The organism is Aeromicrobium sp. P2_G6 (assembly GCF_056403535.1).
Genome location: NZ_JBFUFH010000009.1, coordinates 22167 through 41741 on the forward strand (window position 1 = coordinate 22167; position 19575 = coordinate 41741).

Annotated in this window: 19 protein-coding genes; 11 read left to right on the forward strand and 8 right to left on the reverse strand. The window is 67.6% G+C overall.

What is annotated here, in order from left to right:
* Positions 1-37: 37 nt before the first annotated feature.
* The 6 genes from AC1DVU_RS21805 to AC1DVU_RS21830 form a co-directional block, all read right to left on the reverse strand.
* On the reverse strand, positions 38-784 hold the full coding sequence (locus AC1DVU_RS21805; RefSeq protein ID WP_476924565.1) for a succinate dehydrogenase/fumarate reductase iron-sulfur subunit: 747 nt from the start codon (positions 782-784) through the stop codon (positions 38-40).
* Positions 781-2727, reverse strand: a complete 1947-nt coding sequence (locus tag AC1DVU_RS21810; RefSeq protein WP_476924566.1) for a fumarate reductase/succinate dehydrogenase flavoprotein subunit — start codon at positions 2725-2727, stop codon at positions 781-783. The genes AC1DVU_RS21805 and AC1DVU_RS21810 overlap by 4 nt, the downstream gene beginning before the upstream one ends.
* A gap of 1 nt (position 2728) precedes the next feature.
* The gene (locus AC1DVU_RS21815; RefSeq protein WP_476924567.1) at positions 2729-3451 is read right to left on the reverse strand and encodes a succinate dehydrogenase cytochrome b subunit; all 723 of its coding nucleotides are present in this window, start codon (positions 3449-3451) and stop codon (positions 2729-2731) included.
* A 102-nt stretch (positions 3452-3553) separates the two neighbouring features.
* A complete protein-coding gene (locus AC1DVU_RS21820; RefSeq protein WP_476924568.1) occupies positions 3554-4318 on the reverse strand; it encodes a succinate dehydrogenase/fumarate reductase iron-sulfur subunit in 765 nt (254 codons plus the stop codon).
* Positions 4315-6210: a fumarate reductase/succinate dehydrogenase flavoprotein subunit gene (locus AC1DVU_RS21825; protein WP_476924569.1), complete on the reverse strand. Its 1896-nt coding sequence runs from the start codon at positions 6208-6210 to the stop codon at positions 4315-4317. Before AC1DVU_RS21825 ends, AC1DVU_RS21820 begins: the two co-directional genes overlap by 4 nt.
* 27 nt (positions 6211-6237) lie before the next feature.
* Positions 6238-7050 (reverse strand): hypothetical protein, encoded by an 813-nt coding sequence (locus AC1DVU_RS21830; protein ID WP_476924570.1) that lies wholly within the window; start codon positions 7048-7050, stop codon positions 6238-6240.
* Positions 7051-7122: 72 nt separating this feature from the next.
* On the opposite strand from AC1DVU_RS21830, the gene AC1DVU_RS21835 reads away from it, so the two are divergent.
* A complete protein-coding gene (locus tag AC1DVU_RS21835) occupies positions 7123-8040 on the forward strand; it encodes a LysR family transcriptional regulator (protein WP_476924571.1) in 918 nt (305 codons plus the stop codon).
* Here the strand turns inward: AC1DVU_RS21835 and AC1DVU_RS21840 are convergent.
* Both AC1DVU_RS21840 and trpS read right to left on the reverse strand, forming a co-directional pair.
* A complete protein-coding gene (locus AC1DVU_RS21840) occupies positions 8037-8570 on the reverse strand; it encodes a 2'-5' RNA ligase family protein (protein ID WP_476924572.1) in 534 nt (177 codons plus the stop codon). The genes AC1DVU_RS21835 and AC1DVU_RS21840 overlap by 4 nt on opposite strands.
* A 76-nt stretch (positions 8571-8646) precedes the next feature.
* Positions 8647-9669, reverse strand: a complete 1023-nt coding sequence (trpS, locus tag AC1DVU_RS21845) for a tryptophan--tRNA ligase (RefSeq protein ID WP_476924573.1) — start codon at positions 9667-9669, stop codon at positions 8647-8649.
* Between the two features lie 35 nt (positions 9670-9704).
* On the opposite strand from trpS, the gene galK reads away from it, so the two are divergent.
* From galK to AC1DVU_RS21895, 10 genes are all read left to right on the forward strand, one after another.
* Entirely contained in the window at positions 9705-10802 is a 1098-nt protein-coding gene (gene galK, locus AC1DVU_RS21850; protein ID WP_476924574.1) for a galactokinase, read from the forward strand.
* Positions 10803-10866: 64 nt separating this feature from the next.
* Positions 10867-11346 carry an RrF2 family transcriptional regulator gene (locus AC1DVU_RS21855; RefSeq protein WP_476924575.1) on the forward strand — a complete coding sequence of 160 codons (480 nt, stop codon included), beginning with the start codon at positions 10867-10869 and terminating at the stop codon, positions 11344-11346.
* Between the two features lie 93 nt (positions 11347-11439).
* Positions 11440-11913, forward strand: coding sequence for a cupin domain-containing protein (locus AC1DVU_RS21860; RefSeq protein WP_476924576.1), 474 nt, complete (start codon positions 11440-11442; stop codon positions 11911-11913).
* 76 nt (positions 11914-11989) lie between these two features.
* Positions 11990-12838, forward strand: a complete 849-nt coding sequence (locus AC1DVU_RS21865; protein ID WP_476924577.1) for a prephenate dehydratase — start codon at positions 11990-11992, stop codon at positions 12836-12838.
* Positions 12839-12848: 10 nt separating this feature from the next.
* Complete coding sequence (locus tag AC1DVU_RS21870; protein ID WP_476924578.1) at positions 12849-13943, forward strand: GNAT family N-acetyltransferase; 1095 nt, start codon at positions 12849-12851, stop codon at positions 13941-13943.
* Positions 13944-14065: 122 nt separating this feature from the next.
* Positions 14066-15589: a DHA2 family efflux MFS transporter permease subunit gene (locus AC1DVU_RS21875; protein ID WP_476924579.1), complete on the forward strand. Its 1524-nt coding sequence runs from the start codon at positions 14066-14068 to the stop codon at positions 15587-15589.
* 234 nt (positions 15590-15823) lie between these two features.
* A complete protein-coding gene (locus AC1DVU_RS21880) occupies positions 15824-16867 on the forward strand; it encodes a sulfate ABC transporter substrate-binding protein (protein ID WP_476924580.1) in 1044 nt (347 codons plus the stop codon).
* Positions 16864-17709, forward strand: a complete 846-nt coding sequence (gene cysT, locus AC1DVU_RS21885) for a sulfate ABC transporter permease subunit CysT (RefSeq protein ID WP_476924581.1) — start codon at positions 16864-16866, stop codon at positions 17707-17709. Before AC1DVU_RS21880 ends, cysT begins: the two co-directional genes overlap by 4 nt.
* A gap of 89 nt (positions 17710-17798) precedes the next feature.
* Positions 17799-18617, forward strand: a complete 819-nt coding sequence (locus AC1DVU_RS21890) for a sulfate ABC transporter permease (RefSeq protein ID WP_476924582.1) — start codon at positions 17799-17801, stop codon at positions 18615-18617.
* Entirely contained in the window at positions 18607-19575 is a 969-nt protein-coding gene (locus tag AC1DVU_RS21895; RefSeq protein ID WP_476924583.1) for a sulfate/molybdate ABC transporter ATP-binding protein, read from the forward strand. The genes AC1DVU_RS21890 and AC1DVU_RS21895 overlap by 11 nt, the downstream gene beginning before the upstream one ends.

Genomic DNA, 19575 nt, shown 5'->3' on the forward strand with positions numbered 1-19575 from the left:
AGGGGCCACGGTTCCTATGACGCAAAGCGTGCTGAGATCAGGCCTTGCCGTGCGCCAGAGCGCCGAGCAGGTCGCGGTTGAGCTGCGCGATCGTGTCGAGCGGGATGCCCTTGGGGCACGCCGACGTGCACTCACCGATGTTGGTGCAACCGCCGAAGCCCTCGTGGTCGTGCTGCTCGACCATGCCGATGACCCGCGACTCACGCTCCGGCTGGCCCTGCGGCAGCAGGCCGAGGTGCGTGATCTTGGCGGACGTGAACAGCATCGCCGAGCCGTTGGGGCACGCCGCGACGCATGCGCCACAGCCGATGCAGGTCGCGGCGTCGAATGCGTGGTCGGCGTCGTCCTTGGGAACCGGTACGGCATGCGCGTCGGGGGCCGAACCGGTCGGCGCGCTGATGTAGCCACCGGCCTGGATGATCCGGTCGAACGCCGAGCGGTCGACGACGAGGTCCTTGACGACCGGGAAGGCTCCCGCACGCCACGGCTCGACGTCGATGACGGCGCCGTCCTCGAAGCTGCGCATGTGCAGCTGGCACGTCGTGGTGACCTCGGGGCCGTGCGCCTCGCCGTTGATCACGACGCCGCACATGCCGCAGATGCCCTCACGGCAGTCGTGGTCGAACGCGATCGGGTCGTCGCCGGCCAGCGTGAGCTGCTCGTTGAGGACGTCGAGCATCTCGAGGAACGACATGTGCTGGCTGACGTTCTCGACGCCGTACGTGACCATCCGGCCCTTGTCGTCGGCGTTCTTCTGACGCCACACCCTGACAGTGATGTTCACTTGTAGCTCCTGGACTTCATCTCGACGTACTCGTACTCCAGCGGTTCCTTGTGCAGCGTCGGCTGGTCGCCGAACTCCCACGCCGAGACGTAGGCGAACTCGTCATCGTGGCGCAGCGCCTCGCCGTCCTCGGTCTGGCTCTCGGCGCGGAAGTGGCCGCCGCAGGACTCGCGGCGGTTGAGCGCGTCGATGCACATGAGCTCGCCGAGCTCGAAGAAGTCGGCGACGCGGCCGGCGCGCTCGAGGGTCTGGTTGAGCTCCTCGTTGACGCCGGTGACCTTGACGTTGGACCAGAAGTCGGCCTTGAGGTCGCGGATCATGCTGATGGCCTTGATCAGGCCTTCCTCGGTGCGCTCCATGCCGCAGTAGTCCCACATGATCTGGCCCAGCTCCTTGTGGAACGAGTCCACGGTGCGGGTGCCGTTGATCGACAGGAACTTCTCGATCCGCTCCTCGACCGCGGTGCGGGCCGCCACGACCTCGGGATGAGAGTCGTCGATCTTCTCGTACGGTCCGTCGGCCAGGTAGTTGGCGATCGTGTAGGGCAGGACGAAGTAGCCGTCGGCCAGACCCTGCATCAGCGCCGAGGCACCGAGGCGGTTGGCGCCGTGCTCGGAGAAGTTGGCCTCTCCGGCGACGAACAGACCCGTGAGGTTGCTCTGCAGGTCGTAGTCGACCCAGAGGCCGCCCATCGTGTAGTGCACCGCGGGGTAGATGCGCATCGGCTGCTCGTACGGGTTCTCGCCCGTGATCTGCGCATACATGTCGAAGAGGTTGCCGTACTTGGCCTCGACCTGTTCGCGGCCGAGGCGCGCGATGGCGTCGGCGAAGTCGAGGTAGACCCCGAGCCCGCCGGGGCCCACACCCTTGCCGGCGTCGCACTGGTACTTCGCGGCGCGCGAGGCGATGTCGCGGGGCACCAGGTTGCCGAACGCCGGGTAGATGCGCTCCAGGTAGTAGTCGCGCTCGTCCTCGGGGATGTCGCGGGGGGCCCGGTCGTCGCCGGCCTTCTTGGGCACCCAGATGCGGCCGTCGTTGCGCAGCGACTCCGACATCAGCGTCAGCTTGGACTGGTAGTCGCCGCTGACCGGGATGCAGGTCGGGTGGATCTGCGTGTAGCAGGGGTTCGCGAAGTAGGCGCCCTTGCGGTGCGCGCGCCACGTGGCGGTGACGTTGCAGCCCATCGCGTTGGTCGACAGGAAGAACACGTTGCCGTAGCCGCCGGTCGCCAGCACGACTGCGTCGGCGGTGTGGGTCTCGATCTCGCCGGTGACCATGTCGCGCACGATGATGCCGCGGGCCTTGCCGTCGATCATGATGAGCTCGAGCATCTCGTGCCGCGTGTTCATCTCCACGGTGCCGGCCGCGATCTGCCGCTCGAGAGCCTGGTAGGCGCCGATCAACAGCTGCTGTCCGGTCTGGCCGCGGGCGTAGAACGTACGCGAGACCTGCACGCCACCGAACGAACGGTTGTCGAGCAGTCCGCCGTACTCACGGGCGAACGGGACGCCCTGTGCGACGCACTGGTCGATGATGTTCACCGAGACCTGGGCGAGGCGGTAGACGTTGGACTCGCGGGCGCGGAAGTCGCCGCCCTTGACCGTGTCGTAAAACAGCCGGTAGATGCTGTCGCCGTCGTTGCGGTAGTTCTTGGCGGCGTTGATGCCACCCTGCGCGGCGATCGAGTGCGCGCGGCGGGGGCTGTCCTGGTAGCAGAAGCTCTTGACCTGGTAGCCGGCCTCACCGAGCGTCGCGGCCGCGGAAGCGCCGGCGAGGCCGGTGCCGACGACGAGCACGCTGAGCTTGCGGCGGTTGGCCGGGTTGACGAGCTTGGTGCTGAACTTGCGCTCGTCCCAACGGCGCTCGATCGGTCCCGACGGGGCCTTGGTGTCGTGGATGTCCTCGCCGACGGCGTGGAACTGCTCAGAGACGTTCGTGGTCATGTCAGCCTCCCAAGCCGAAGAAGTAGATGGCGAACGGCGGGGCAAGGAAGCCGGCCGTGATGACCACTGCGACGACGATCGCCGCGGAGTTCCAGAACGAGTCCCTGCGCTTGGCGCTGTAGTTCTGGCCCAGCGTCGTGAACGCGCTCCAGAAGCCGTGCCAGAGGTGGAAACCGACCGCGATCATCGCAACCGTGTAGGCCAGCAGGACCCAGAAGTGCTCGAAGCTGTTGTGCAGCTTCCCGTAGGGGGTGTCGGACGCACCGCCGGGATGGATGTCGTTGGTCGTCAGGTTGAGGATGTGGAAGACGATGAACAACGCGATCGTCACTCCGCCCCACCGCATCGTGAACGACGCGTAGCTGCGCTGGATGCCGGTGCGGTTCTGCTTGGTCTGGTAGCGCTTGCCGCCGACGTAGCCGGCCGCCTTCTTGTTGCGCCGCCACAGCGTGATCGCCGCGTATGCATGGAGGAGCACCGCCGCCAGCAGCACGACACGCACGATCCACAGCAGTCCCTCGTGGGGCAGCATCGGCTCGCCGAACGTGCGCAGGTGGTGCGCGTACTCGTTGAAGGCATCCGGGCCACTGAAGGCTCGCAGGTTGCCGTACATGTGGAGGATCAGGTAGCCCACCATGATGAGCCCCGACACCGCCATCGCAAATTTCAGGGCAACGGTCGACGTACGCGCCGACGGTCGCTTGCTCAGTTGGGTAGTCGCCACAACTCGCCAGCCTATGGGCGGTCGGGAACTTCCGCAAAGGCATTATGAGGTAAGGATTCATAGCCTTTGGCTATGGAGCCGCCCTCGTCGATGCCCTGCAGGTCAGGCCCGGTCGGCGCGCTTCCTGCGGCGGATCATCGGGTCGAACTTGAGGTCGACGACGCGTTCCTTGAGAGGGATCAGCGCGTTGTCGGTGATCTTGATGTGCTCGGGGCACACCTCGGTGCAGCACTTCGTGATGTTGCAGAAGCCCAGCCCGTGCTCGTCCTGCGCCGCAGCCTTGCGGTTGACGCCCTGCTCCTCAGCGGCGTCGAGCGGATGCATGTCGAGCTCTGCCACGCGCATCAGGAAGCGCGGACCGGCGAACGCCGGCTTGTTCTCCTCGTGGTCGCGGAGCACGTGACACGTGTCCTGGCACAGGAAGCACTCGATGCACTTGCGGAACTCCTGCGAGCGCTCGACGTCGACCTGCTGCATCCGGTAGTCGCCGGGCGCGACACCCTCGGGCGGCACGAAGGCCCTCACCTCACGCGCCTTGTCGTAGTTGAACGACACGTCCGTCACGAGGTCGCGGATGACCGGGAACGTACGCATCGGGGTCACCACGATCGGCTCCCCGGGCGGCAGGGTCGACATCCGGGTCATGCACAGTAGCCGCGGGCGGCCGTTGATCTCGGCGCTGCACGAGCCGCACTTGCCGGCCTTGCAGTTCCAGCGCACCGCGAGATCCGGCGCCTGCGTCGCCTGGATCCGGTGGATGATGTCGAGGACGACCTCGCCCTCGTTGACCTCGACGTCGTAGTCGGCGAAGTCGCCGCCCTCGTCGTCGCCCCGCCACACGCGGAAGTGCTCCTGATTGCCCATCATGCCGTCCTTCCGGACAGTTCGTCTGCCGTGAAGTACTTGGTCAGCTCGTCACTCTCGAACAGGTCGAGCAGGTCGTTGCGTACGGGGATCTGCTCCTTGCGGTCGACGTCGATCGTGCCGTCGTCGGCCAGCGTGCAGACGAGCAGCACGTGGCGCCACTCGGCGTCCATCTTCGGGTAGTCGTCGCGGGTGTGGCCGCCACGGCTCTCGGTGCGCAGGATCGCGGCCTTCGCGACGCACTCGCTGACCAGCAGCATGTTGCGCAGGTCGAGCGCGAGGTGCCAGCCGGGGTTGAACTGGCGATGCCCTTCGACCACGACCTGCTCGCCGCGCGCCTTGAGGCCTTCGAGCTTGTCGAGCGCCTCCTGGATCTCGTCCTCCCGGCGGATGATGCCGACCAGGTCGTTCATCGTCTGCTGGAGCTCCTGGTGCAGCGTGTAGGGGTTCTCCGAGCCCTCCATACCGCCGTCGCCGAATGCGGCGACGGATCGTCGCGCGGCGACCTGGACGTCGTCGTCGCTGACCGCGGGGCGCTCGGCACCGAGGGAGTCGATGTAGGCCGCAGCGCCCGCTCCCGCCCGGCGGCCGAACACCAGCAGGTCGGACAGCGAGTTGCCGCCGAGCCGGTTGGAGCCGTGCATCCCGCCGGAGCACTCTCCCGCCGCGAACAGACCGGCAACCGATGCCGCACCGGTGTCAGGCTCGACCTCGACGCCACCCATGACGTAGTGGCACGTCGGGCCGACCTCCATCGGCTCCTTCGTGATGTCGACGTCCGCCAGCTCCTTGAACTGGTGGTGCATCGACGGCAGCTTCTTGATGATGACCTCGGGCTTGAGCCGGCTCGACACGTCGAGGTAGACGCCGCCGTGCGGGGTGCCGCGGCCGGCCTTGACCTCGGAGTTGATCGCGCGGGCGACCTCGTCGCGGGGCAGCAGCTCGGGAGGACGGCGGTTGTTGTCGGCGTCGGTGTACCAGCGGTCGGCCTCCTCCTCGGTCGTCGCGTACTGCGCCTTGAAGACGTCCGGGATGTAGTCGAACATGAACCGCTTGCCCTCGGAGTTGGTCAGCACTCCGCCGTCGCCGCGTACGGACTCGGTGACGAGGATTCCCTTGACCGAAGGCGGCCAGACCATGCCGGTCGGGTGGAACTGGATGAACTCCATGTTGATCAGCGACGCACCGGCCCGCAGCGCGAGCGCGTGGCCGTCGCCGGTGTACTCCCACGAGTTGCTGGTGACCTTGAACGACTTGCCGATGCCACCCGTCGCCAGGATGACCGCGGGCGCCTCGAAGACGAGGTGGCGGCCGGACTCGCGCCAGTAGGCCAGCGCGCCGGAGATCCGGTCGCCGTCCTTCGTGAGGTCGGTGACGGTGCACTCGGCGAAGACCTTGATCCTGGCCTCATAGTCACCGGTCTCGGCCAGGTCCTCCTGCTGCAGCGACACGATCTTCTGCTGCAGCGTGCGGATCAGCTCGAGGCCCGTACGGTCGCCGACGTGCGCGAGCCGGGGGTAGGTGTGGCCGCCGAAGTTGCGCTGGCTGATCCGGCCGTCGGGCGTACGGTCGAACAGCGCGCCGTAGGTCTCGAGCTCCCAGACCCGGTCAGGCGCCTCCTTGGCGTGCAGCTCGGCCATGCGCCAGTTGTTGAGGAACTTGCCGCCCCGCATGGTGTCACCGAAGTGCACCATCCAGTTGTCCTTGTCGTTGACATTGCCCATCGACGCGGCGCAGCCGCCCTCGGCCATCACGGTGTGGGCCTTGCCGAACAGCGACTTGCTGATGATCGCGGTCTTCTTGCCCTGCTCGCGCGCCTCGATCGCCGCTCTCAGGCCGGCGCCGCCGGCTCCGATGACGATGACGTCGTAGGACAGTCGTTCGATCTCGGTCATTCACGACCCTTCTCAGTCTGTTGGGTGTCAGTTGATGATGCGAGGGTCGGAGAACCAACCGGCCGAGACGGCCATGATGTAGAAGTCGGTCACGGCAAGGGTGCCGAGCGTCAGCCACGCGAGCTGCATGTGCTTGCCGTTGAGCCGCGTGACCCAGCCCCAGAGCTTGTAGCGCACGGGGTGCTGGGAGAAGTGGTTGAGCCGGCCGCCGATGATGCTGCGGCACGAGTGGCACGACGCGGTGTAGGCCCACAGTGCGACGACGTTGCCGAGCAGCACGAGGTTGCCGAGGCCCAGGCCGAACTCACCGTCGCCGGTCTCGAACGCCTTGATCGCGTCGTAGGTGTTGATCAACGAGATCAGGACCGCGGCATAGAAGAAGTAGCGGTGCAGGTTCTGGCCCAGCAGCGGGAAGCGGGTCTCGCCGGTGTACTTGGCGTGGGGCTCGGCGACCGCGCACGCAGGCGGCGAGAACCAGAACGCCCGGTAGTACGCCTTGCGGTAGTAGTAGCAGGTCATCCGGAACAGCAGCAGGAACGGCAGCGTCAGCGCGGCGTACGGCAGCCACCACACGTCGGGCAGGAACGTGCCGAAGTGCGCTGACTCGGGGACGCAGCCGTTGGAGATGCATGGCGAGTAGAACGGCGTCAGGTAGTTGAAGTCGCCGACGAAGTAGTCCTTCTGCTGGAACACGCGGACGGTCGCATAGGCGATCCAGGCGATCAGACCGACCGCGGTCGTCAGCGGCGGGATCCACCAGCGGTCGGTGCGCAGGGTGCGGGCGGCGATCGCGGCGCGGCCGTCACCAGCTTCCGGAGACGAGGTTCGGAGTGTGGCCACCGTCACACAGTAGGGCGGACCCACACATCCGCCAAGTCATTGTGAGGTCGCCTTTCATAGCCTTCGACTATCGTGGCTCGCGTGCAGATCCAGCAGCTGGCCTACTTCGTCGCCGTCGCCCGCACCCGTCACTTCACCCGCGCGGCCGAGCTGACCGGCGTCTCGCAGCCCAGCCTGTCCAAGCAGATCCGGGTGCTCGAGAACTCGCTCGGCACGCCGCTGTTCGTACGCAACCGCGGCGCGATCGAGCTGACGAGTGCCGGCGAGGCGCTGCTGCCGCACGCCCAGCGGATCCTGATCGACACCGAGAGCGCGGAGCGCACCGTGCACGAGGTCGCGACGCTGCGCCGCGGTCGCGTACGCATGGGGGCGACCCCGTCGCTGTGCGAAGGCCTGCTGCCCGAGGCGCTCAAGGAGTTCCACGCGTCGTACCCCGACATCGAGCTCGAGGTGCAGGAGGCCGGCTCGCGCGTGCTGACCCGCGAGCTCGCTGACGGCCGGCTCGATGTCGCGCTGCTGATCGTCCCTCTGCACAACGCCGACCCCGACATCCTGACCACGCCGATCCTGCGCGAGCGCCTGGTGCTGGCCAGCCCGGCCGACGCCGACCTCCCTGATCGCATGGAGATCCGCGACCTCGAGAACCTGCCGCTCGTGATGTTCCGTGAGGGCTACGACCTGCGCGAGGTGACGCTCGGCGCCTGCGCCGATGCGGGGTTCGAGCCGAAGCTCTCGGTCGAGGGCGGCGAGATGAGCGCCGTTCTCCGCTTCGTGCAGGCAGGGCTCGGCCATGCCGTGGTGCCGAGCATGGTGCTGACGACCCGCCCACACCTGCGCGCGACGCAGCTCGACAGCCCCTCGCTCGAGCGCGTCATCGCCCTGGCGCACCGCAGCACCGAGGCGCTGCCACTGGCCGCCCGGGCGTTCAAGACCGAGCTGCTGAAGCACCTGAAGACGATGGTCTCCGACGACCTCGGGCTGGTGCGCTAGACAGACGTGCCAGGGCCGAGCGCGAAGGTGTGCTCCGGGACCCAGCCCGCGGCGTCGTCGTGGTGGTAGAGCGCGAACTCGTCGACCGAGAACTGGCACTCGAACGTGCTGAGCTCGTCGTACGCCCGATCGAGGCTTGCGTCGTCGAGGTTGTGCGCGACCGTAACGTGCGGGTGGAACGGAAAGTTGGGCTCCGGAGCGTCGAGCGCCCGACGCACGCTCTTGGCCAGCATCTCGGTGTAGGAGATGCCCTGGCTCACGGCGATGAACACGACCGGCGACACCGGTCTGAACGTGCCGGTCCCCCGCAGGCGCATGGGGAACGGCGGGATCGACACCGACGCCCGCTCGAGCGCCGCATAGACCTTTTCGAGCTCGCCGACCTCGTACTCGATCGGCGGGAGCAGCGTGACGTGGCTCGGCACGGTCTCGGCCATCGGGTCGCCGAAGCCGGCCCGCATCTTGCGCAGCTGGCTGCCATAAGGCTCCGGCACCGGGATCGCGATCCCGATCGTCACGCTGGTCGTCATGACGGCACGTCCGTGGAGAAGCCAACGATACGGACGCGCCGGCATGAGTTGCCCATGACTCCCTCGCTGCGCTCGGTCATAGCGGCCGCACGAAGCCGGAGCGATCGTAGACCAGGTCGAGGGTCGCGCTCGCGACCTCGCGGGCACGTTCGGCCCCTTGCGCGAGGATGCGATCGAGCTCGGCCCGATCGCTGAGCAGCTCGCGGGTCCGCTTCCCGAACGGCTCCACGAAGTCAGCGACGAGCTGCGAGAGCGCGACCTTGAAGGCGCCGTACTGCTGGCCGTCGTACTGCTTGACGATCTCGTCGATCGGCTGCCCGGTCAGCGCGGAGTAGATCGTCAGGAGGTTGGAGATGCCCGGCTTCTCCTTCTCGTCGAAGCGGATGTCGCTGCCCGAGTCGGTCATCGCGGAGCGGATCTTCTTGGCGGCCTTCTTGGGCTCGTCGAGCAGGTCGATGACGCCGTTGGGCGACGACTGCGACTTGCTCATCTTGGCGGTGGGCTCCTGCAGGTCGTAGATCTTCGAGACGCCCTTGACGATGTGCGGCTCGGGGACCGTGAACGTCTGACCGAAGCGATGGTTGAACCGCTGCGCGAGGTTGCGGGTCAGCTCGACGTGCTGGCGCTGGTCCTCGCCGACCGGGACCCTGTCGGCCTGGTAGATCAGGATGTCGGCGGCCATGAGGATCGGGTAGGTGAACAGGCCGACGCTCGCGGAGTCGGATCCGCCCCTGGCCGTCTTGTCCTTGAACTGGGTCATCCGGCTGGCCTCACCGAAGCCCGTGATGCCGCTGAGCACCCAGGCGAGCTGCGCATGCTCGGGCACGTGGCTCTGTGCGAACAGTGCGCTGCGCGTCGGATCGACGCCGGCGGCGAGCAGCTGGGCCGCGGCGATGTAGGTGCGCTCGCGCAGGGCTGCGGGGTCGTACTCGACCGTGATCGCGTGGAGATCCGGGATGAAGTAGAACGCCTCGAAGTCGTCCTGGAGGGCCACCCACTGCTTGAACGCGCCGAAGTAATTGCCCAGGTGATAGGAGTCAGCAGTCGGCTGGGCGCCGGACAGCACTCGGGGGCGACGATCAGCAGGCATGGAGGGCATTCTGCCAGCCACGGCCCACGCCGTAGGGTCGGGGCGTGACTGACGTACGCCGGTGGGATGTGCCCGGACGAGTGAACCTGATTGGCGAGCACCTCGACTACAACGGTGGCCCCGTGCTGCCGATGGCGATCGACCGCTCCCTGACGATCAAGGTGCGGTCCCGCGACGACGACACGGTCAACCTGTGGTCCGACCTGCCCGGCTCGGCGAAGGTCACGTTCGGCACCGGCGTGCAGCCCGGCGAGCTCGAGGGCTGGGCCGTGTATGCAGCGGGCATCGTGTGGAGCTTCATGTCCGCCGGGCATCGCTTCGCCGGCGCCGACATCGTCGTGGAGTCTCGGATCCCCTCGGGTGCCGGAATGTCATCGTCGGCGGCCCTGACCTGCGGCATCGCCTCGGCGCTCGACGAGATGTATGGCCATGGCCTCGATCGCACCCAGCTGGCGCTGCTCGCTCAGCGGGCCGAGCACGACTTCGTGGGGGCGCCCGTCGGCCTGATGGACCAGCTGGCCGTGCTCTACGGCGAGGCCGGCCACGCCGTACTGATGGACACCGCCCAGTCACCGCCGACCACCGAGACCGTCCCGGTCACGTGGGAGGACGACGGGCTCACGCTCCTCGCGATCAACACCCGGGCGCATCACTCGCTGGCCGACGGCGAGTACGCCGCGCGGCGCACCGAGTGCGAGCAGGCCGCCGCCGAGCTGGGCGTCACGTGGCTCGCCGAGGCGACCCTCGACGCCACGATCGCGCTGACCGACGACACGCTCAAGGCGCGCACCCGGCACGTGCTGACCGAGACCGCGCGCGTACGCGGTGCGGTCAACGCGATCAGCCGCCGCGCGTGGACGCAGCTCGGCACGATCTTCACGGCCTCCCATGCATCGCTCCGCGACGACTTCCAGGTCAGCTGCCCCGAGCTCGACGTCGCGGTCGAGGCTGCCCTCGAGGGCGGCGCGCTCGGCGCCCGCATGACCGGCGGCGGTTTCGGCGGCAGCGCGATCGCCCTGGTCCCACTCGACCAGGTGGCGGCCGTACGCGAGCGCGTCGAAGCCCGCTACGCCGCGCAGCAGTGGCGCGAGCCGGAGACGTTCGTCGTACGAGCGGCTGACGGCGCCCACCTCGTCGGCTAGCTCCGCCGGCCTGGTCATGAACAACTTCTTGCCAACCTTATTCTGGACATGTAATATCTAGGATATGAAATTGAGTGAGGGTGTCGAATGGGCATTGCACAGCTGCCTCAACCTGTCGTGGGTCGACGAAGAGGCCGTCACCGCCGGCAAGCTGGCCGCGTTCTACCAGCTGCCGACCGCGTACATGAACAAGCAGCTGCAGGCGCTGGCACGAGCCGGCATCCTCTCGTCGGTCTCCGGACCTCGTGGCGGCTTTCGGCTCGCCAAGAGCATCGATGACATCACCTTGCTCGACATCGTCGTGGCGATCGAAGGTCCTGAGGAGATCTTCCGCTGCGACCAGGTCCTGCGCCAAGGGCCGGGTGGCTCCGACGACGTCGACTATCGCCAGACCTGCATCATCTCTGGTGCGATGCGCAAGGCCGACCTGGCGTGGCGTAGCGCCCTGGCAGATCAGACGATCGGCGACATCAGGGCCGACGTCGAGAAGGCCTACCCGCACACCCGCGACGCGACGCTGAACCATTTCTTGAATGTCGGCTGACCTCAACGCCGGCTGAACTTCCTCCGACTTCATCGCACCACCCGAAGCTGATAATTCTGGACATTTTGTATCCAAAACAAAGGAGAAAACACCATGAACACCTCACCCGTGCTCGTCCGAGCCGACCAGGCCGAGTCCGTCATCGACGGACCCACGAGCCTGATCACCCTGCTGGCCGACGCACCCGAGACCGGCGGCGCTGTGACGGTCAATCGCGCCACGCTCGCCGTCGGCTCACCCGGCGCGCCGCCGCATTCCCACACCCGCGCCGCGGAGAGCTTCTTCGTGATCGACGGCGAGCTCCAGGTCCTGGTCGATGACAAGGTCATCGACCTCGCCAAGGGCGACTTCCTGCTGGTCCCACCCGGCACGACCCACGCGTTCGCCCCGCCGGAGGGCAAGGAAGCCGACATCCTCGTCATCTTCACGCCAGGCATGCGCCGGTTCGACTACTACCGCCTGCTCGGGCGCGTGCACACCGGCGAGGCGGAGGTCAGCGATCTCGCTGCGTGCTCCGAGGAGTTCGACAACCACTACGCCGTGAGCGAGACCTGGGCAGACCGGTAGCAGTGCACGACGACGGCGGGGATGGTCGCACCGGCGGCCGCCCCGTAGTCGTACACCACCGTGAGAACCTAGTGGCGTGAGCACCAAGAACCGGATCGCGTACCAGGGAGAGCCCGGCGCCAACTCCCACATCGTCGCCAAGGAGCACTACCCCGACTGGGAAGCGCTGGCGTGCGCGTCGTTCGAGGACGTCTTCGCGGCCGTGGCGGGCGGCGATGCCGAGCTGGCGATGATCCCGATCGACAACTCGATCGCCGGGCGCGTGGCCGACATCCACCACTTCCTGCCCACATCGGGGCTGCACATCATCGCCGAGCACTTCCTGCGCATCCAGTTCAGCCTGCTCGGCGTCCCCGGCTCGAGCCTCGACACGATCAAGACCGTGCACAGCCACGTGCACGCCCTCGGACAGTGCCGCAAGATCATCAAGCAGTACGGACTCACGCCGATCATCTCCGGCGACACCGCTGGCGCAGCCCGCGAGATCGCCGACGCCGCCGACCCCAGCCAGGCGGCGATCTCGCCACCCCTCGCCGCCGAGATCTACGGACTCGATGTGCTCGCGTCCGACATCGAGGACGAGGACCACAACACGACCCGGTTCGTGGTGCTCTCGAGGGAGCCCAAACGGGCGCCGGCGGGCAACGGCCCGACCGTCACGAGTTTCATCTTCAACGTCCGCAACSTCCCGGCMGCGCTCTACAAGGCACTGGGCGGCTTCGCGACCAACGGCGTCAACATGACGAAGCTGGAGAGCTACATGGTCGACGGCTGGTTCACGGCAACCCAGTTCCTCGCCGAGGTCGACGGCCATCCTGACGACGTCCCGCTCGCGAGGGCGCTCGAGGAGCTGACGTTCTTCACGACCGACGTCAAGATCCTCGGGGTCTATCCGGCCGACCCGTTCCGCTCGCTGGCCCCATGACCTCCGCAGCATGAAGTGGCCGCTCTGCGTCCCCGTCCTCAGTGACGGGGTCGTCACCCTCAGGGCCCATGTACCGACGGACACCGACGCGCTGGTCGAGATGGCCAACGACCCCGAGATGCGGCGGTGGACGTCGATCCCAGTCCCCAACACCCGCGAGATGAGTGAGCAGTACGCGTTCATGGCGATCCCGCGCGGCTGGGACGAGGGCACGCACCGCGGCTGGGCGATCGAGGTGGAGGGCCGCTTCGCCGGCAACATCGACATCCGCCAGTCACCCATCGCGGACATCGGGTTCGCCCTGCATCCCTGGGCCAGGGGACGCGGGGTCATGGCGCGGGCCGTGCGCCTCGCCGTCGACTGGGCGCTCAGCGAGGGCGGCATCGAGATCGTGCACTGGCGCTCCCACGTCGGCAACGAGGCTTCGCTCCGGGTCGCACACCAGACCGGCTTCACCCTGCACGCGCTCATCCCGGGCATGCTCCACGAACGCGGACAGGTGATCGACGCCTGGACCGGCTCGATCCGCTTCGGTGACAGCCCGCTGCCCCACACGCCGTGGGCCGAGTCGACCGTCCTGGAGTCCGATCGCCTGCGCCTTCGCCCGTTCACCCAGGCCGACGTGCCGCGCATCGTCGAGGCCTGCAGCGATCCGGTGTCGAGGCACTTCCTCGCCGGGCTCCCCCAGCCGTACACACCGGCGATCGCCCGCAGCTATCTCGCCGACTGCGTGTGGCAGGCGGCGATCGGCGCCAAGGCGACCTGGGCCGTCGCCGATCGCGAGACCGACGAGCTCCTCGGGAACATCGCCGTCATGGACATGCTCGGCATCAATCCGACCTCGGGCGAGATCGGCTACTGGATGCATCCGGCTGCCCGGGGTCGCGGCATCATGACCGAGGCGACCCAGATGATCGTCCGCCACGCCCTCGACCCCGATGGTCTCGACCGCCGGCGACTCGTGCTCTACGCCGCGGCCGACAATCCGGCCAGCAACGCGATCGCCCTGGCTGCCGGCTACACGCACTACGGCACCCAGCGCGCGGCCGAGCGGCTCGGCGACGGGTCGTTCGACGACCTGCACGGCTACGAGCTGCTGCGCTGATCGGAATTGTCACCCGAGACAGACAGACTGTTGGGGCGGAGCATTGACAGGTTTGTGAGTCGTCACTAACTTGGATCTGCCGAGGCAGCCGGCAACCGAAGCACCAAGACCAAGGAACTCACATGGCAACCACCCAAGGCGTGACGACAGACCTGCCCGACGACTACCGGCCGTGGCCGGCCCTCTGGGCCATGGTCATCGGCTTCTTCATGATCCTCGTCGACAACACGATCGTCTCGGTCGCGACGCCGGCGATCTCGACGGACCTCGACGCCGACGTCAACAGCGTCATCTGGGTCACCAGCGCCTACCTCCTGGCATACGCCGTCCCGTTGCTCGTGACGGGGCGACTGGGCGACCGGTTCGGCCCCAAGAACCTCTACCTGGTCGGCCTGACCATCTTCACGCTCGCGTCGCTGTGGTGCGGGTTGACCGGCAGCATCGAGATGCTGATTCTCGCGCGCGTCGTGCAGGGCATCGGCGCCTCGCTGATCACGCCCCAGACCATGGCCGTGATCACTCGTACGTTCCCCGCGGCCAAGCGCGGCAGCGCCATGGCCCTGTGGGGCGCCACCGCTGGTGTCGCGACCCTCGTCGGCCCGATCCTCGGCGGCGTGCTCGTCGACAGCCTCGGCTGGGAGTGGATCTTCTTCATCAACGTCCCCGTCGGCATCGTCGGCTTCGTCCTCGCCTGGCGAATCGTTCCGACCCTCCCGACCCACACCCACACATTCGACTGGATCGGGGTCGCGCTGAGCGGCATCGGCGTGTTCCTCGTCGTGTTCGGCATCCAGGAGGGCGAGAAGTACGACTGGGGCCAGATCACGGGCATCATCAGCGTTCCGCTGCTGATCGCCCTCGGCGTCGCAGTGTTCGCCGGATTCATCTGGTGGCAGGGCCGCATCCGCAGGGAGCCGCTGGTCCCGCTCGGACTCTTCCGGGATCGCAACTTCTCGCTGGGCAACGGCGGCATTGCGATGGTGTCGCTCGCGATCACCGCGATGGCGCTCCCGTTCCAGTTCTACGCCCAGGGTGCCCGCGGCTGGAGCCCGACAGAGTCCGCCTTGCTGATGGCACCCATGGCGGTCGTGCTGATGATCCTGTCGCCGTTCGTCGGCAAGCTCGTCGACCGGGTCCACCCGCGCAACATCACCATGGTGGGCTTCGGCACCGCCGTGGTGGCCATGGGCTGGCTCGCGCTGATCATCGATCCAGACACTCCGGTCTGGCAGATGCTCCTCCCCATGGCGCTGTTCGGCGTCTCCAACGCCTGCATGTGGGCGCCGCTGGGGGCCACCGCGACTCGCAACCTGCCGATGAGCTCCGCCGGCTCCGGCGCCGGCGTCTACAACACGACCCGCCAGATCGGGGCGGTCCTCGGCAGCGCCGCCGTCGCGGCTCTGATCCAGGCTCGGCTCACCGCCAGCGGTCTCGGCAGCTCGTCCGACGGCGTACAGGCGTCGGGCACCAGGATGCCGGAACAGATCCAGGGCCCGTTCTCGGACGCGATGGCGCAGTCACTGCTGCTGCCCATCATCGCGTTCGCGGTCGGCTTCGTCCTGGTGCTGTTCTTCGCCAAGCCGTCCCACGCAGGACACGGCAGTGCCGTCCCAGTGGCGGCCGAGCCGGTGCCCGCGGCGGACTGAGCTGAGCCCACCCCGCGATTTGTTGAGTTGCAGGCGGTAAGCGAGGCGGTTAGCGCTTCCCAGCTCACAAATCGCGGGCGCGGCGGGGCCCGGCGCGGTCCGGACATGTGACCTGCGCCATCTCGCCATGCAGGCACGCGTCTCGCATCTTGAGATTTGCTCAAACGCCCCGCCCGCGCCCCTAGTTTGAAGTCCGAAGCACGCAGATGGCGTGCCAGGACCGAAGGCAGGACGATGACGATCACCCGCAGGAACTTGATGGCCGGAGTCGCGATCGCGGCAAGCGTGGCGGTCCTCACGGCCTGTGCGCCGTCCTCGTCCTCCACGACCAGCTCAGCCGGCGAGAAGTCGACGCTCTCCCTGGTCGCCTACTCCGTGCCCAAGGCTGCGGACGGCGCCCTCGAGAAGGCGTTCGCCAAGACCGACCCCGGCAAGGGCGTCACGTGGAAGCAGTCGTACGGCCCCTCGGGTGACCAGAGCCGCGCCGTCGTCGGCGGGCTCAAGGCCGACGTCGTGCACTTCTCCTTGGCGCCGGATGTCACCCGTCTCGTCGACGAGGGACTTGTCGACAAGTCGTGGGACCAGAACGACCACCAGGGCATCCTGTCGACGTCCGTCGTGGCGATTGTGGTCCGCAAGGGCAATCCCAAGAACATCCAGTCGTTCGCCGACCTCGCCAAGCCCGGCGTCGGCATCGTGACCCCCAACCCGGGCTCCTCGGGCTCGGCGCGCTGGAACATCCTCGCGGCGTACCAGTCGGTCATCGCCAACGGCGGCAGCGAGGCCGACGCGCAGGCGTACCTCAAGAAGCTGTTCGCCAACGTCAAGGCTCTGCCCGGCAGCGGACGCGACGCGACGACGGCGTTCCAGGGCGGCACGGGCGACGTGCTGCTGTCGTACGAGAACGAGGCGATCTTCGCGCGGGCGAGCGGTGAGGACGTCGACTACGTCGTGCCGAAGCAGAACCTGCTGATCGAGAACCCGGCGGCGGTCACGACCAAGGCGGCCCCCGCGGCCAAGAAGTTCCTCGACTTCGCGATCAGCCCCGAGGGCCAGGGCATCTTCGCGCAGTACGGTTTCCGTCCCGTCGAGTCCGTGCAGGGTGTCGATGTCGGCACCGTCAAGGGCGCGAACGACCCGGCGAACCCCTTCCCCAAGGTCGACGAGCTGTTCACGATCGACAAGACGTTCGGTGGCTGGGAGGCCGTCAACAAGAAGTTCTTCGACGAGAAGAGCGGCATCATCACGAAGATCATCGCGGAGTCCGGGAAGTCGTGACGACCGAGATCCCGCTTGCTCCGGGTGTGGCGCGCAAGCGTCGCACCCGGAGCGCCACGTCGCTGACGCGATCCTCAGGCCTCGGCCTGGGGGTCGCGTTGACCTGGTTCAGCCTGCTCGTCCTGATCCCGCTCGCACTCGTCGTGATCCAGTCGGCCGACGACGGCTGGGGCACGTTCCGGGACACCCTGACCAACTCCCAGACCGCCGCAGCCCTTCGCCTGACCGTGACCCAGGCGCTGATCGTCACCGTGGTCAACGTCGTGTTCGGCACCCTGATCGCGTGGGTCCTGGTGCGTGACGACTTCCGCGGCAAGCGCCTGCTCGAGGTCATCATCGACATCCCGTTCGCCCTCCCGACCATCGTGGCGGGCCTGGTGCTGCTGAGCCTCTACGGCCCCGACAGCCCGATCGGCATCAACGTCGCCAACACGGAGCGATCGGTGTTCCTCGCACTGCTGTTCGTCACGCTGCCGTTCGTCGTACGGACCGTCGAGCCAGTCCTCCTCGAGCTCGACCCCGAGGTCGAGGAGGCAGCGGCATCACTCGGCGCCAGCCGGTTCACGACCCTGCGCCGCATCCTGCTGCCGGCACTGGCCCCGGCCATCACCGCAGGTGCCGCCCTCTCGTTCGCGCGCGGCATCAGCGAGTACGGCTCGCTGGTCCTGCTCTCGGGCAACCTGCCCAACAAGACCGAGGTCGCCTCGGTGCGCATCCTGACCTACATCGAGAACGGCAACGAGGCCGCCGCGGCTTCGGTCGCGGTGCTGCTGCTCGCCGTCGCGCTGATCGCGATCATCCTGCTGCAGGTCCTCACGAATGCGGTGGCCAAGCGTGGCTAGGACTTCGACTCTTCAGGACACCGTTTACCTCGTGTCGTCACGCCAGCGCGCAACGTGCGTCGTCGATGGGTCACGGCGTGGCTAGCCGGATGAGGCCCGTCAAGACCACGGGCACGTACGTACGGCGTGCGCTCGTCATCGGCTACCTGTTCCTCCTCGTCGTCTGGCCCGTGTCGCTCGTCGTCCAGCACACCTTCGCCGGCGGGCTCGGCAACCTGCAGACCGCGCTGAGCGACCCCGACGTCGTGTTCTCGCTGCAGCTCACGGTCTACTGCGCGGTGTGGGCGGTGGTCATCAACACGATCTTCGGCGTCGGCGTCTCACTCCTGCTGGTGCGCTACGACTTCCCGGGACGCGGCATCCTGTCGGCGCTGATCGACCTGCCGCTGTCGGTGTCGCCGATCGTCGTGGGTCTCGCGCTGCTGCTGGCATACGGCGGCAACAACGGGCTGCTCGGGCCGACGCTGCAGGACGCCGGACTGCAGATCGCCTTCGCGCCGGCCGGCATCATCATGGCGACGGCATTCGTCAGCCTGCCGCTCGTGATCCGCGAGCTCGTGCCGGTGCTCCACGAGATCGGCACGGACCAGGAGCAGGCGGCCCGCAGCCTCGGGGCCGGACCATGGCAGACGTTCCGCCGCATCACGCTGCCGTCGGTCAAGTGGGCACTGGTCTACGGTGTGGTGCTGAGCCTCGCCCGCTCGCTCGGCGAGTTCGGCGCCGTCAAGATCATGTCCGGCAACATCGCCGGGCAGACCCAGACCGCCACGCTCAGCGTGGAGGAGAAGTACCAGGACTTCCAGCAGGGCACGGCGTACGCCACGAGCTTCCTGCTTGCACTGATCGCGGTCGCGGCCCTCGTGGTCGTGTCCGTGCTCCGACCGAAGGAGAACCTCGATGGGGATTGAGATCCGCGGCATCAACAAGTTCTTCGGCGACTTCGTCGCACTGGAGGACATCAACCTCAGCATCCCCAGCGGGCAGCTCACGGCTCTGCTCGGACCCAGCGGCGGCGGCAAGTCGACGCTGTTGCGCATCATCGCGGGCCTCGAGTCCTCCGACAGCGGGTCGGTCGAGATCGAGGGCGTCGACACCACGAACGTGCCGGCGCAGAAGCGCAATGTCGGCTTCGTGTTCCAGCACTACGCGGCGTTCAAGCACATGACGGTCGCCAAGAACATCGCGTTCGGCCTCGAGATCCGCAAGCGCCCCAAGGACGAGGTCAAGGACCGCGTGCAGGAGCTGCTCAAGCTCGTGCACCTCGAGCAGTGGTCCGACCGGTTGCCCTCGCAGCTCTCCGGCGGCCAGCGSCAGCGCRTGGCSCTCGCCCGGGCSCTCGCSATCGAGCCGMGCGTGCTGCTSCTCGACGAGCCGTTCGGTGCGYTSGACGCCAAGGTCCGCAAGGAGCTGCGCGACTGGCTGCGGCGCCTGCACGACGAGGTGCACGTGACGACCGTGTTCGTGACGCACGACCAGGAGGAGGCGCTCGAGGTCTCCGACAGCCTGGTCGTGATCAACGAGGGGCGGATCGAGCAGATCGGCTCCCCCGATGACCTGTACGACCGGCCGGCCAGCGACTTCGTGCTGTCGTTCCTCGGTCCGGTCACCCGGCTCGGCGACAACCTCATCCGCCCGCACGACATCGAGATCTCGCGCTACGAGCAAGCCGCCACGGCCAGCGGCCGGATCACCCGATGGACGAGGGTCGGCTTCGAGATCCGCCTCGAGGTCACCCCGGACGACAAGCTGCACCCCGACCCCATCCAGGTCGTCGTGACGCGCGCCGAGGCGACGGCTCTGGGCCTGCACGAGGGCGACGACGTCTGGCTCCGCCCCCAGGCGGGCGTCGAACCGGTCAGGGGCTGA

Bases quoted from the DNA above. Each gene is read 5' to 3' on its own strand.
- AC1DVU_RS21810 (WP_476924566.1), bottom strand. From the start codon at position 2,727: ATGACCACGAACGTCTCTGAGCAGTTCCACGCCGTCGGCGAGGACATC.
- AC1DVU_RS21820 (WP_476924568.1), bottom strand. From the start codon at position 4,318: ATGATGGGCAATCAGGAGCACTTCCGCGTGTGGCGGGGCGACGACGAG.
- AC1DVU_RS21825 (WP_476924569.1), bottom strand. From the start codon at position 6,210: ATGACCGAGATCGAACGACTGTCCTACGACGTCATCGTCATCGGAGCC.
- AC1DVU_RS21840 (WP_476924572.1), bottom strand. From the start codon at position 8,570: ATGACGACCAGCGTGACGATCGGGATCGCGATCCCGGTGCCGGAGCCT.
- trpS (WP_476924573.1), bottom strand. From the start codon at position 9,669: ATGCCCTCCATGCCTGCTGATCGTCGCCCCCGAGTGCTGTCCGGCGCC.
- AC1DVU_RS21855 (WP_476924575.1), top strand. From the start codon at position 10,867: ATGAAATTGAGTGAGGGTGTCGAATGGGCATTGCACAGCTGCCTCAAC.
- AC1DVU_RS21860 (WP_476924576.1), top strand. From the start codon at position 11,440: ATGAACACCTCACCCGTGCTCGTCCGAGCCGACCAGGCCGAGTCCGTC.
- AC1DVU_RS21870 (WP_476924578.1), top strand. From the start codon at position 12,849: ATGAAGTGGCCGCTCTGCGTCCCCGTCCTCAGTGACGGGGTCGTCACC.
- AC1DVU_RS21875 (WP_476924579.1), top strand. From the start codon at position 14,066: ATGGCAACCACCCAAGGCGTGACGACAGACCTGCCCGACGACTACCGG.
- AC1DVU_RS21880 (WP_476924580.1), top strand. From the start codon at position 15,824: ATGACGATCACCCGCAGGAACTTGATGGCCGGAGTCGCGATCGCGGCA.
- AC1DVU_RS21890 (WP_476924582.1), top strand. From the start codon at position 17,799: ATGAGGCCCGTCAAGACCACGGGCACGTACGTACGGCGTGCGCTCGTC.